Consider the following 13,977-nt stretch of genomic DNA (forward strand, 5'->3'; position numbering starts at 1 on the left):
GACCTGAAGGATGAACATAAATATCAAAGCACTTGCAGTTTGCGCCGCCGTTGCGCTCACGCTCTCGGCCTGCGGCAAGGATGACGGCGTCGGCGGCAGCAGCAGCGATGCCAGCGCCGCCACGCGCGCCGCCAATGAACGTGTCGCGCAAGGGCTTCCGCTCGACGATCCCGCCGATTTCGAGGACGCCCGCCGCGGGCTGATTGCGCAGCCGCAAGGCAAGATCACCACGGCCGACGGAACGGTGCTGACCGACTTTGACGCGTTCAGGTTCGTCGCCGGCAAGGCGCCGCCGACCGTCAATCCCAGCCTGTGGCGGCATGCCGTCCTGAATGCGCAGGCCGGCCTCTTCAAGGTGACCGACGGACTCTACCAGGTGCGCGGGTTCGACCTCGCCAACATGACGCTGGTCGAAGGCAAGACCGGCTTCATCGTCATCGATACGTTGACCTGCAACGAAACTTCCGCCGCGGCACTCGCATTCGCGCGCAAGCATCTCGGCGACAAGCCGGTCTCGGCAATCGTGTTTACCCATAGCCACGCTGACCATTTCGGCGGCGCACTCGGCGTGGTCAATGCGAAGGAAGCCGCCGAGCGCAAGATCCCGGTGATTGCCCCAGCCGGCTTCATGGAAGAAGCGACGAGCGAGAATGTGCTGGTGGGCGTGGCGATGGCGCGCCGCTCGTTCTACCAGTTCGGCAAGAACCTGGACCGCTCGCCCACCGGTATGGTCGATACCGGTCTTGGCAAGGCGGTCGGTTACGGCACCATCAGCATCCTGCCGCCGACCAGGCTCATCACGCAGCCGACGGAGGAGCTGATGGTCGATGGCGTGCGCTTCGTGTTCCACAACGTCCCGGGCGCTGAGGCGCCGGCCGAACTGACTTTCATGATTCCCGAAAAGAAAGCGTATGGCGGAGCCGAGAACCTTGCGCAAACCATGCACAACCTGCTGCCGGTGCGCGGCGCAAAGGTGCGGGATGCGCTGCGCTGGTCGGAGTACATGGATCAGGCGCTGGAGCAGACCGCCGGCGCGGAAGTCTATTTCGGGCAGCACAACTGGCCGATCTGGGGGCATGAGCGCATCGCGAAGTTCATTACCATGCACCGCGACGTCTACAAGTACACCCACGACCAGACAGTTCGCCTGATCAACGCGGGCTATACGCCGCGCGAGATCGCGGAAAAGATCCGGCTGCCGAAGGCGCTCGATGCCTATTTCGGCGCGCGCGGTTACTACGGCGACCTGCGGCACAACGCGAAGGCCGTCTATCAGCAATACATGGGTGCCTACGACGGCAACCCGGCGAACCTCAACTCCTTGCCGCCGCAGGAATCCGCGCAGCGCTACGTGGAACTGATGGGCGGCGTCGACAAGGTGGTCGCTGCCGCGCAGAAGGCTTTCAACAAGGGAGATTACCGCTGGGCTGCCGAAGTGTTAAACCAGGCGGTCTTCGGGCAGCCGGACCACAAGGGAGCGAAGGAATTGCTTGCACGCACCTATGACCAGCTCGGCTACATGTCCGAGTCCGCGACCTGGCGCAACAGCTACCTGACCGCGGCGGCCGAATTGCGCAATGGTCCGCCGAAGAAGGGCGTGGACCGCTCGTACATGGTCCAGATGCTTGGACAGACGCCGGTGGAGCGCTTCCTGGAAGCCATGGCCGCCAGCCTCGACGGGCCTGCCGCGGAAGGCAAGGACCTGAAAGTCAATCTCGTTTTCAGCGACCTGAACGAAAGCTATGTGCTGTGGATCGAGAACGCGGTGCTGCACTTCAGGAAGGCGGCTCCCGCGCGCGACGCCAACGCGACGCTGACGCTGACCAAGGAGATCTTCATCAAGATGATGGCCGGGACGGCCGGTGTGAAAGACACGCTTCTCAGTGACCAACTCAAGGTTGACGGCAGCAAGATCGATCTCGTGCGGTTCTTCGCCCTGATCGACAAGGCGCCCGGGACCTTCGCCATTGTCACGAAGTGAGGAACGGATGATCGACCGCGCAGATTTCCAGGAACCGCAGCCCCTGGCCCATAAGCGGCTGTCGAGCACGTTCGACGCGCAGAAGCAGGCGTTCGGCGCGCATCCTTTCCCGGAGGCGGAGGTGCGGCGCGCTGCACTGAGTGCGCTGCGCCACCAGATCGGGCGATACCAGGACGCGCTGGCCGAAGCGATGCACAGGGATTTCGGAAATCGCGCGCCGGCCGAATCGAAGATGCTTGACCTGCTGGGGTCCGTCCTCGAGATCGATCATGCGCGCAAGCATGTGAAACGCTGGATGCGTCCGAGCCGCCGTGCAACAGAATTCCTCTTCTTCAGTAACAGCCTCCAAGTGATGTACCAGCCGAAAGGCGTTATCGGCGTGATCGTGCCGTGGAACTTTCCTGTGTATCTTGCCCTTGGCCCTCTCGCGGCGGCGCTGGCTGCCGGCAATCGCGTGATGATCAAGATGTCTGAAGTCACTCCGGCGACCAACGCGGTGATGAAGCAGCTATTGGGCGAAATCTTCCAGGAGGACCACGTGGCGGTCTTCGGTGAGGAACTGGCCGATCCGAACCTGTTCACCTCGTTGCCATTCGATCATGTCGTCTTCACCGGTTCCCCGGCCATCGGCAGGATTGTCATGCGCGCCGCGGCCGACAACCTTACCCCTGTCACGCTTGAGCTGGGCGGAAAATCGCCGGCGCTGGTCACGCGGAATTATCCGATTGCCGATGCCGCCCGCCGCATCGCCCACGGCAAGTCGGTCAATGGCGGTCAGATATGCGTCGCTCCGGATTATGCGCTGGTGCCGCGTGAGCGCCTCGACGCCTTTGTCGACGGAGTAAAGGCCGCCTTCTCGGCGCTCTACCCGACCGGGGATGCCATGTGCCGGGACGTTACGTCCATCGTGAACGAACGCCATCACGCGCGGGTGCTGCGCCTCCTTGAAGATGCGAAGGCGAAGGGAGCAAAGGTGGAGAGCTGCGCGGGCACGGGCACGGGGCGCCAGGTGGCGCTGCACATCGTCACCGGCGTGACGGCCGGGATGGCATTGATGCAAGAGGAAATCTTCGGCCCTGTCCTGCCCGTGCAGACCTATGACGATATCGAAGACGCGATCAGCTGCATCAATGCCGGGCCGAGGCCGCTTGCCCTGTACTGCTTCAGCCATGACCCTGCGGAACGGCGCAATGTGCTGAAGCGGACGCATTCTGGCGGCGTGACCATCAACGACTGGGGCTGGCACGCCATCAATCACGATGCGCCGTTTGGCGGCATCGGCAATTCAGGAATGGGAACCTATCACGGCATCGAGGGCTTCCGCGAACTGTCGCATGCAAGGACAGTATTCAAGCGTCATCGTTTTTTCCCGATTGGCCTGTTCTATCCGCCATATGGGAATGCGGTCCAGCGCCTGGTACTGAGGATGTTTCTGGGAAGGCCGGATGGGCAGCTTTGATGAGGTAGAGCAGATTCAGCCTGAATCTGCTCGAGGCGTTCTGCTTGCCGATCCGCTACTGAATCATTTCCGCGAGATGAAGGAATTGCCCTCGATGTAAAAACGCAGATGCATTTCCGCCCACTCCCCGGCATAGGCCACGCCGATGCGCGGGCTCGCCACGATGGAAAACTTCTCCGGCTCGTCCGGCTCGGCGATGAAGAGGTCATCGCTCAGCAGGTCGTGCCCGTTCATGCGCTTGTCGATCGCCATCGCACGGCACAGCAGGCCCGGCCCGCGCGTATTTCCATCGATATGGTCAAGCGGCTCCACCGCGCGCAGCAATACCGCCGCGCCATGACCTTCCTGTTCGGTCACCACATTCATGCAGTGATGCATGCCGTAGATCAGGTAGACATAGGCGAAGCCCGGCGGGCCATACATGATCGCAGTGCGCGGCGTGATGCCCTTCGAGGAATGCGACGCGAGGTCATGCGCGCCAATGTAGGCTTCGACCTCGACGATGCGCACGCGCCGCTCGACGCCGTCGACGATGTGCACCAACTGCTTTCCCAGCAGGTCCCGCGCGACCTGCGCGGTGTCGCGCGCATAGAAGGTGCGCGGCAGTTTTTTGTATCGCTTCATGCGCGGTATTGTAGAGCGGAATCCGCCTGGGCATCCCCCTCCGTATTTCCCTTATTCCCGTATTTCGGCCGCCTCGGCAAAGAAGTGTTCTCCGGAGAGGAAGCGCTCGAACGTATCGGCCGACACCGCGGAGCTGTAGTAATGGCCCTGTACCTCGTCGCAGCCGAAGAAACGCAGCCGGTCGATCTGTGCGCGCGATTCGACGCCTTCGGCGATCACGCGCAGGTTCAGGCTGTGCGCCAGATTGACGATGGCATAGGTGATCGCGTCGTCGTCGTCATCCCGCATCATGTCGGCCACGAAGGAACGGTCGATCTTGATCTTGTCGATCGGTATCTGCTTCAGATAACTCAGGCTGGAGTAGCCCGTGCCGAAATCGTCGATGCTGATGCGCACGCCGATATCGCGCAGGCGCATCGCCAGGTCCGCCACCTGGCTTGCGCGGCGCATGATCGCGCTTTCAGTAATTTCCAGTTCGAGGAATTTCGCGTCCAGCCGCGTTTCCTCCAAAATGCCGGTCACCAGGTCGGCAAAGCCTTTCTGCTGGAACTGGATCGGCGACACGTTCACGGCAATGGGCACGGGATGCAATCCTTCCAGCTGCCAGCGGCGACACTGCGCGCACGCTTCGCGCAGCGCCCATTCGCCGATCCTGTTGATCAGGCCGCGCTCTTCCGCCACGGGGATGAATTCCGACGGCGTCAGGAATGGCCGGCCTTCGTGGCGCCAGCGCAGCAATGCCTCGGCGCCCACCAGCCTGCCTTCGCGCGCGTCGACCTGCGGCTGATACCACAAGGCCAGCTCGCCGGTCTCGATGGCGTGGCGCAGGTCGCGCTCGATGCCGGAACTACGCGTGATCTGCCGGTTCAGTTCATCCGTGAAGAACTGATAGTTGTCGCGGCCATGGCCCTTGGCCTGGTACAGCGCCGCATCGGCATGCCGGACCAGTTCGTGCGCATCCCTGCCGTCGTCGGGATAGACGCTGATACCGATGCTGATCGTGGTGTGTATCTGGTGTTCCTGCAGCAGGAAGGGGCGGGCCGTCGCGGCCAGGATCTTTTCCGCCACGGGCACCGCCTGCTCGCCGCGATCGATGTCGGGCAGCACGACCAGGAACTCATCGCCGCCGATGCGCGCCACGGTATCTTCGCCGCGCACGCATTGCTGCAGCCGCCTGCCGATTTCCCGCAACAGCATGTCGCCGACGTGATGGCCGAGCGAGTCGTTGATGTTCTTGAAGTTGTCGAGATCCATGAACAGCAGTGCAACCTTCTTGCTGCTGCGCGAGGCCATGTGCATGGCCTGTTCGAGACGGTCCTGCAGCAGCCTCCGGTTGGGCAGCGCGGTGACATTGTCGTAATACGCCAGCATCTGCACCTGCTGTTCGGCGCTCTTGCGCTGGGTGATGTCGGTGCTTACCCCGTCGATGCGCGATGGCTGCCCCTGCGCATCGAGCACCAGGCGGATGCGGCAATGCACCCAGCGGACGCTGCCGTCACGGTGCATGACGCGAAACTCGGCATCGGAGAGAGGCGATCCGGCATGCAGCGCATGCAGCCCGCTCCTGACGCGTTCACGGTCATCGGGCACGATGGCGTCGAACCAGAGTTCAGGCCGGTCGAGGAAGGCGGCGGCCGGGTAGCCGTAAAGCTCTTCCGCCGACTGGTTGATGTAGGTGAGCCTGCGCAGATCGGCCGAAAACGACCAGACCACATCGAGGATCGATGTCAGGATGCCGTTGAGCTTGTCCTCGCTCTCGCGCAGCGCCGCCTCTGACTGCTTGCGCTCGGTAATGTCGCGACAGACGAGCTGGACGATGCGTTGCCCCTCATGCTCGATGATGCGCGCGCTGGCTTCCACCGGCACGATAGTGCCGTCGAGGCGCTGCTGCGCGACTTCGAAGACCGCTGCACCCGATTCGCGCAGCTTCCCGAAAGCCTGCTCCAGCGCCGTGGCGCAGGACGGCAGGAATAACTGCGCGAGGGGAAGGCCGAGCAGTTCTGCGCGGGAATGGCCGAGTGTCTGCAAGGTCTTGTCGTTCACTTCGAGGGTACGGCTGTCTGCGTCCGCCAGGATGATCATGTCGTTCGCATAGCGCGACAGGTAATCGTAGTGCCGCTGCAGCATGTTCCTTTCCATCGTGGCCTGTACGGCGTGCAGGCGCAGCGCATTTTCCTGTTGCTTCCACCAGAACAGCACGGCAAGGCCGAACACCGCCATGATGCCGAATCCGGAACCGATGGCGATCCACGCAAACTGGCTAGCGCTCGCGTGCGCCGCATTGCGGTCGATCATGGTCACCAGGTGCCAGGGCACGCCTGCAATAGGGCGCGCCACCATCAGCAGGGTCCCTTCGGGCGTGTCTACCGGAAGGGCATGGCTTGCGTCCATGCGCGTCGCAATGGCGAGTTGCGCGGGCGTTATCGGAAGGGCATCGAGATAGGCGAAGTGTGCAGTATCTGCATTCTGCAGGATGGTCACCACCCGTCCGCCGCGGACCTCTGCCAGCAGTGTCTCGGCCGGCGCTTTCGACAGGGACGTCGAACTTGTCAGGGCGCGCAGATAGGTGCCGGCGTTGGCGCGCAGCAGCAGGATGGATTCAACATCTGCGCCACGTGCCTCGATACCGAGGAGCGGCGTGGCAATGTCGAGCACACCCGAGGAATACCACGGCGCGCCGCTCGGGCGAATGCGAGACATCTGCGTGTTCCCGGTTGCCACCGCTCTATCCAGCGTCTCGCGGGCAACCGGGTCAAGCGGTGGGCTGGGTTGCTCAGTCGAAATGTGAACGTTTCCGTGCTTATCGAGAATGGAGACTTCAAGGTAGCTGTAAGTGCCCTTGATCGCCTGCAACTGTTTTCGCACGGCGCGGCTAGTCCGGTCGTCCGGCCTGCCGCGCGCGATCCAGTTGTTGATCGTTTCCCCGAGGAATGAGCCGCCGCCGAACACCTCCGCATCACCCAGCCGCTCCAGGACCCAGGATGAAACGGCGGTCGCCTGGATGTCGGCGATGTGGTTGAGGGATTCCTCCGACTGGCGCTCTTCGCCGTCGAGCAGGCGACGGAAGACCGCAATGCCCGTCAGCACGCTGGCCACCAGCAACACCAAGACAATGGCGAGAGCCAAGCGGGAGTGTCGCCGGTTGTCGGCGCTGTTGTCTGTGGGCCGGTTCAGCATCGTCCGTGAAAGGAGAGGGCAAATTACCATCGGCGTTGCAGGCCAATGGCAAGGGGGCGTCCACGACAAGTGCCCCGACATCAATAAGACCGCGGCGGGTCAAAGCCGTTCGCGTGTCCAGTGCTTCACGGCGATGCATTTTTTACATCGTTACCAGGTGTCCACACAAGGGCGTTTCTTTCCGGTGCGCGCCGGCGCGGGCGGTGCAGAACGCAGGCCGCGCATGATCCAGCGCCGCGTCTCCATCGGATCGATCACATCATCGATCTCCAGATACGAAGCCATGTTGATCGCCTTGCCTCGCTCGTAGGACTCTGCCACCATCTTCGCGAACATGTTCTGCCGCTCCGCCGGATCGGCGATGGCCTCGAGCTCCTTGCGATAGCCCAACCGAACCGCACCTTCCAGGCCCATCGCGCCGAATTCGCCGCTTGGCCAGGAGACGGTGAAGAAGGGCGCATGGAAGCTGCCGCCGGCCATGGCCTGCGCGCCGAGGCCGTAGCCCTTGCGCAGGACGACGGTGAAGAAGGGCACGCTGATGCTGCCCGCCGTGACAAACATGCGCGAGACATGGCGCACCATCGCGGTTTTCTCCGCGTCGGGGCCGACCATGAAGCCGGGCGTGTCGCACAGCGATACGATCGGTAGGTCAAAGGCATCACACAATTGCATGAAGCGCGCCGCCTTGTCCGCCGCATCGGCATCGATCGCGCCCCCGAGATGCTGTGGATTGTTGGCGATCAGGCCGAAGGGCCGGCCCTCGATGCGGATCAGCGCGGTGACGATGCCGCGCCCGAACTGGCGGCGCAGCTCCAGCACGGAATCCTTGTCGGCCAGCGTCTCGATCACATTGCGGATCTCATACACGCGAAGGCGGTTCTCCGGAATCAGCTGGCGCAGCCTGCGCTGGTCCTCGCACTCCCAACCATCGAGCGGTCCCTGGAAGTAGGACAGGTATTGCCTGGTGACGCGCACTGCCTCTTCTTCATCCCTCGTCACGATATCGATCACGCCGTTTGGTGCCTGCATGCAGACCGGCCCGACCTCCTCGGGCTCGAACAAGCCCAGTCCGCCGCCCTCGATCATCGCCGGGCCGCCCATGCCGATGGTGGCGTTCTCCGTCGCAATGATGACGTCGCAGCAGCCGAGGAAGGCTGCATTGCCCGCGAAGCAGCGTCCGGAGACAATGCCGACCCGCGGCACCAGCCCGCTCAGGCGGGCGAAGCTGATGAAGGACATCACATCCAGTCCGGCCACCACCATCGCATCGGTATCGCCCGGGCGTCCGCCGCCGCCCTCCGCGAACAGCACGACCGGCAATCGCCATTGTTCGGCAAGCTGGAACATGCGGTCGGTCTTCTTGTGGTTCATCATGCCCTGCGTGCCGGCAAAAACGGTGTAGTCGTAGGACATCACCATGCAGCGCGCCTTGTCCTCGTCGAACTGCGCGCCGTTGACGCTGCCTACGCCGGCCACCAGGCCATCGGCCGGACTGATCCGGATGAGCTCATCAAGCGGCCGGCGGCGGCGCTGTGCGGCGATGGCGAGCGCGCCGTATTCGATGAAGCTGTCGGCGTCGCACAGGTCGTTGATGTTCTCCCGGGCCGTGCGCTGGCCGGTCTTGCGCCGCCGCGCCACAGCGTCCGGACGCATTTCATCCAGCCCGATGGCATGGCGCTGCTGCACTTCCGCCAAGTCGGCGCGGATCGCGTCGAGATCGATTTCCGGCTCGGCGTCGGCATGCTGCGCATCGATTTCCGCCGGCTCGACATACACCAGCGGATGGTCTTGCATCAGCACGTCGCCGATCCTGACATTCACCTTGCGCACAGTGCCGCTGATGCCGGCGCAGACGATGTGTTCCATCTTCATCGCTTCGATGATGGCGATCTGCCTGCCCGCGTGCACGAGGTCGCCTTCGCTCACTTCGATCGATACGATGGAACCGGGCATCGGTGCGGCGATCGGCAGCGTGTTTTCGGGCGCTGCCACGATTTCCGCCTTGCTCTCCTGCGATGCGTCCGGAGAAACTGCATAGAGCTTCTGGTGCGCGCCGCCTTCGGGTTCGACCAGCGCGGCAATATGGTCCTCGACGAAGCGCGTGTAGACGCGGTTGGCGATCACGTCGGGCCGGGTCAGCAGGTTCTGCAGGAAGCCGATGTTCGTATTCACGCCTTCGACGCGGAATTCGCACAATGCGCGATAGGCGCGGGCCACCACGTCCGGATATCGGCCGGAACTGGTCGAGGCGATCAGCTTGGCGAGCAGCGAGTCGAATCGCGGGCTCGGCGTGTAACCGCCATAGCCGCAGCTGTCGACGCGAATGCCGGGGCCGGATGGCGGCTCGAAGGTGTGCAGCGTGCCGCCCGAGGGAAAGGTATTGCCCTGCGCGTCCATGGTCTCCATGTTGATCCGCGCCTGCAGGGCAAAGCCGCGCGGTGCAGGAATTTCATGCTGCGTCAGGCCGATCTGCTGCAGCGTATGGCCCCCGGCCAGCCGCAGCTGCGCCTTCACCAGGTCGATGCCTGTCACTTCCTCGGTGACGGTATGTTCCACCTGCAGGCGAGGATTGGCTTCCATGAAATAGAAATGCGTATCGCAGCCGGGGCTGCTTGCGTCGACCAGGAACTCGAAGGTGCCAAGGCCGTTGTAGCGCACTGCTTCGGCCATGCGCACCGCCGCGCCGATGATGCGCATGCGCAGCGCATGTTCCAGCGTCGGGCTCGGTGCGATCTCCACCAGCTTCTGGTTGCGCCGCTGCAGCGTGCATTCGCGCTCCCAGACATGACTGATCTGCCCGCTGCCATCGCCAACGATCTGCACCTCGATATGACGCGCGCGCGGCACGAGCTGTTCGGCATACACGTCGGCACAACCGAAGGCCGCCAGCGCTTCGGAACGGCAGCGCGCATAGGCCTCCGCAATCTCCTTCGCCTCGTGCACGATGCGCATGCCGCGTCCGCCGCCCCCGGCAATCGCCTTGATCACCATGGCACTGCCTGCGTCGAGCGCTGCGAAGAAGGCTTGTGCCTGTTCCAACGTCACCGCCTGATCTGTGCCGCGCACCACCGGCACGTCGAGCTGCTGTGCCAGCATGCGGGCCTGCGACTTGTCGCCGAACAGTTGCAGCACTTCCGGAGAAGGGCCGACGAACAGGATGCCTTCCTCGGCGCAGCGGCGCGCGAACGGCGCATTCTCGCTGAGGAAGCCATAGCCCGGGTGCACCGCGTCGCAACCGGCGGACTTGGCGAGCGCCACCATCTGTTCGATGTCGAGATAGGCCGCCGCGCCGGTCCCGCCCAGCGCATGGCTTTCATCGGTGCGCCGGACATGAAGTGATGAAGCATCGTCTTCGGAATAAACGGCAACAGTGGCAATGCCGAGCTCGGCGGCAGCGCGTGCGATGCGGATGGCGATTTCGCCGCGGTTGGCGATCAGGAGGCGTGTGACGGCCATGGGGAGTCCTTGTCTCGGCTTATTGAAATGGCATGATGTGTTTTAGCACGAGCGTGCGATTATTGTCCAGTGCAGAAGCGGCTTCGCTGCCGAATGGCTGCGATGGTGCCGGGTGGTATTGAAACCTTGTCAACGACAGTGATGAGGGGGAGTCGTTGCGCGTATCGAAGGGAGGGGCTGGATGGGCGAGTCAACCGGGAGGATTGGAACGCACCCGGTCCTTCAGAACCGCAGATTCGCAGGATGGGTAGAGCGCAGCGAAACCCGTCAATGCCGCGACCACCGCAATGACGGGTTCCCTTCGAGCTAGTCGGCCATGCCGAGACGTGAGGTATCGCAGCGCTTCAGAGCTGCTGCGCGTAAGCTTCCAGGTGCTGGTCGGTGCTGCCGAACTGGAGTTCGATGGCCATCAACCGTTTGAAGTAATGGCTGACGTCCAGTTCGTCGGTGACGCCCATGCCGCCGTGCAGTTGTACCGCCTGCTGACCGACGAAACGTGCAGCCTGCCCGATCACGACCTTGGCGGCGTCCAGTGCGCGATTGCGCACGGCAGGATCGGCATCGTTGCAACGCACTGCGGCGAGGTAGCTCATGGAGCGTGCCTGTTCGATGTGCAGGACCATGTCCGCCATGCGATGCTGCAATGCCTGGAACTTGCCGATCGGCTGACCGAACTGTTTGCGGTTGCGCGCGTATTCGACGGTCGCGGCGAGCAGTTTGTCGAGCGCGCCGACAGCTTCGGCGCAGACGGCGGCGAGACCGAAGTCGAGCACCTGGGCGAGCGCCGCTTCCGCATCGCCAGAATCAAGCAGCGCGGTAGCGGGCACGTAGGCCTGGTTGAGCCAGAGTTCAGCGGCGGGCACGGCATCGACGGTCTTGTAGGCAACATGGCGCAGGCCGACGGTGTCGCGCGGGACCATGAACACGGCGAGCGGGCCGGATTCGCCGGTTTTCGCGAGACGTGCCGTGACCAGCAGCACATCGGCCGATGCACCGTGCGGCACCACGCTCTTGTGGCCGGTCAGGACAAAGCCGTCGCCGACCTGCCAGGCGCGCGTTTCGATGGCCATGCGGTCGAAGCGGCTGGATGGCTCGTCATGCGCGAGTGCGGCGATCTTTTCACCAGCGGCCAGTGCGGGAAGCAGTTCCGTGCGCTGGGCTTCATTGCCGAGCAGGGCGAGCGTCTTCGTCGCGAGGACGGCGCTGGCGAGATAAGGCTCGAGCAGCAAGCCTTCGCCGACGGCGTTCATGACCAGCATCGTGTCAATCGGGCTGCCACCGAGGCCGCCGTCGCTTTCCGGCACGTTCAGCGACAGCAGGCCGATGTCGGCCAGGCCTTGCCAGGTCTCGCGGCTGAATCCCTCGGGGGCGTTCGACTTGATCTTCTGGCGCGCTTCGAAACCATAATCCTTCGCGATGAAGCGGCGGGTGGTGTCGAGCAGCATCTGCTGTTCTTCGGTAAAGGTGAAATCCATGGTGTGCTCCTACAGTCCGAGGATCATCTGCGAGATGATGTTCTTTTGAATTTCGTTGGAACCGCCGTAGATCGACAGCTTGCGCATGTTCAGGTAGTTCGCCGCCAGCGGCACCGCGTAGAACGGGCCGACGTCGTCACCCTGGTAGCCGGCCGCCATCGCTTCACGACGCAGTTGCAGGCCGTAGGGACCGACCGCCTGCACCAGCAGTTCGGTGATGGCCTGCTGGATCTCCGTGCCCTTGATCTTCAGGATCGAGGCTTCCGGGCCCGGCGCGCGGCGCTCCGCTTCCGCCGACAGCACGCGCAGGTTGGTGATTTCGAGTGCGGTGAGATCGATCTCGACTTGCGCGACGCGCGCGGCGAACAACGGATCCTTGATGAGCGGCTTGCCGTTCTTCGTTTCGCCGGTGGCGAGGCGCTTCAGGCGTGCCAGTTCGCGCTTGGCGATGCCTATGCCGGCGATATTGGTGCGCTCGTGGCCGAGCAGAAATTTGGCGTAGGTCCAGCCCGCATTCTCTTCGCCGACGCGGTTCTCTACCGGCACGCGCACATCCTCGAACCAGACTTCATTCACTTCATGCGCGCCGTCCATCGTGATGATCGGACGCACCGTGATGCCCGGTGTCTTCATGTCGATCAGCAGGAAGGAAATGCCGCGCTGCGCCTTGGCTTCGGGATCGGTGCGCACCAGGCAGAAGATCCAGTCGGCATACTGGCCGAGCGTGGTCCAGGTTTTCTGGCCGTTGCAAATGTAGTAGTCGCCCTCCCGCACGGCGCGCATCTTGACCGAGGCGAGGTCGGAGCCGGACCCCGGCTCGGAATAGCCCTGGCACCACCATTCATCGGCGGACAGGATCTTCGGCAGGAAGCGTTCCTGCTGCGCCGGCGAGCCGTACTGCATGATGACCGGCGCCACCATCTTCAGGCCGAACGGCACCATGCGCGGCGCGCCGGCGGCGGCCAGTTCTTCTTCGAAGATGTATTGCTGCGTGGTGGTCCAGCCGGGACCGCCGAATTCCTTTTTCCATCCGGTGCCGCCCCAGCCTTTTGCATGCAGGATCTTTTGCCAGCGGATGTAGTCTTCCGAATGCAGGACCAGGCCGTTGAGGACCTTGTGCCGGATGTCGGAGGGAAGGTTTGCCGCGACGAATTCACGGACTTCCTGGCGGAAGGCGAGTTCGTCGGGAGTGAAGTTCAGGTCCATGATGTCCTCTTGTTCGTTTTGTGTTCTGGGTGGTGCTCGCGTTGCGTTGACCTATAAGGGATCGTAGGGTGGGTTGAGCAACGCGAAGCCCGCCAGGCGCTCCGCAAGCAACAAATCAAAACGCCGCAATCCCCGTCTGCGCACGCCCCAGGATCAACGCATGAATGTCGTGCGTCCCCTCATAGGTGTTGACCACTTCCAGGTTCACCAAATGACGCGCCACGCCGAATTCGTCCGAAATGCCATTCCCGCCCAGCATGTCGCGCGCCAGCCGTGCAATGTCCAGCGACTTGCCGCAGGAGTTGCGCTTCATGATCGAGGTGATCTCCGGTGCTGCCGTTCCTTCATCCTTCATGCGCCCCAGACGCAAACAGCCCTGCAGGCCCAGCGTGATCTCGGTCTGCATGTCGGCCAGCTTCTTCTGGATCAGCTGGTTCGCCGCCAGCGGCCTGCCGAATTGCTTGCGATCGAGCACATACTGGCGCGCGATGTGCCAGCACGACTCCGCCGCTCCCAGCGCACCCCAGGCAATGCCGTAACGCGCGGAGTTCAGGCAGGTGAACGGGCCCTTCAGGCCGCGCACCTCCGGGAAGGCATTT

General features: G+C 63.2%; 8 protein-coding genes. 2 read left to right on the plus strand and 6 right to left on the minus strand.

All coding sequences use genetic code 11. From position 1 onward, the window contains the following. Positions 1-10: 10 nt before the first annotated feature. Both VJ698_RS03025 and VJ698_RS03030 read left to right on the plus strand, forming a co-directional pair. Complete coding sequence (locus VJ698_RS03025; protein WP_324101184.1) at positions 11-1,981, plus strand: alkyl/aryl-sulfatase; 1,971 nt, start codon at positions 11-13, stop codon at positions 1,979-1,981. A gap of 7 nt (positions 1,982-1,988) precedes the next feature. Further along, positions 1,989-3,440, plus strand: coding sequence for a coniferyl aldehyde dehydrogenase (locus tag VJ698_RS03030; protein ID WP_324101185.1), 1,452 nt, complete (start codon positions 1,989-1,991; stop codon positions 3,438-3,440). Between the two features lie 63 nt (positions 3,441-3,503). On the opposite strand, the gene VJ698_RS03035 is transcribed toward VJ698_RS03030, so the two are convergent. The 6 genes from VJ698_RS03035 to VJ698_RS03060 all read right to left on the minus strand — a co-directional run. After that, entirely contained in the window at positions 3,504-4,064 is a 561-nt protein-coding gene (locus VJ698_RS03035) for a DNA-3-methyladenine glycosylase (RefSeq protein ID WP_324101186.1), read from the minus strand. 51 nt (positions 4,065-4,115) lie between these two features. After that, a complete protein-coding gene (locus VJ698_RS03040) occupies positions 4,116-7,190 on the minus strand; it encodes a putative bifunctional diguanylate cyclase/phosphodiesterase (RefSeq protein ID WP_324101187.1) in 3,075 nt (1,024 codons plus the stop codon). A 201-nt stretch (positions 7,191-7,391) separates the two neighbouring features. Then, the gene (locus VJ698_RS03045; RefSeq protein ID WP_324101188.1) at positions 7,392-10,697 is read right to left on the minus strand and encodes a carboxyl transferase domain-containing protein; all 3,306 of its coding nucleotides are present in this window, start codon (positions 10,695-10,697) and stop codon (positions 7,392-7,394) included. 344 nt (positions 10,698-11,041) lie between these two features. Then, positions 11,042-12,172 carry an acyl-CoA dehydrogenase family protein gene (locus VJ698_RS03050; RefSeq protein WP_324101189.1) on the minus strand — a complete coding sequence of 377 codons (1,131 nt, stop codon included), beginning with the start codon at positions 12,170-12,172 and terminating at the stop codon, positions 11,042-11,044. A gap of 9 nt (positions 12,173-12,181) precedes the next feature. Further along, entirely contained in the window at positions 12,182-13,378 is a 1,197-nt protein-coding gene (locus tag VJ698_RS03055; RefSeq protein ID WP_324101191.1) for an acyl-CoA dehydrogenase family protein, read from the minus strand. 115 nt (positions 13,379-13,493) lie between these two features. Further along, a partial coding sequence (locus VJ698_RS03060; protein ID WP_324101192.1) for an acyl-CoA dehydrogenase family protein occupies positions 13,494-13,977 on the minus strand: 484 nt, incomplete at its 5' end.

The organism is Noviherbaspirillum sp. (assembly GCF_035254685.1).
Classification (GTDB): domain Bacteria; phylum Pseudomonadota; class Gammaproteobacteria; order Burkholderiales; family Burkholderiaceae_D; genus Noviherbaspirillum.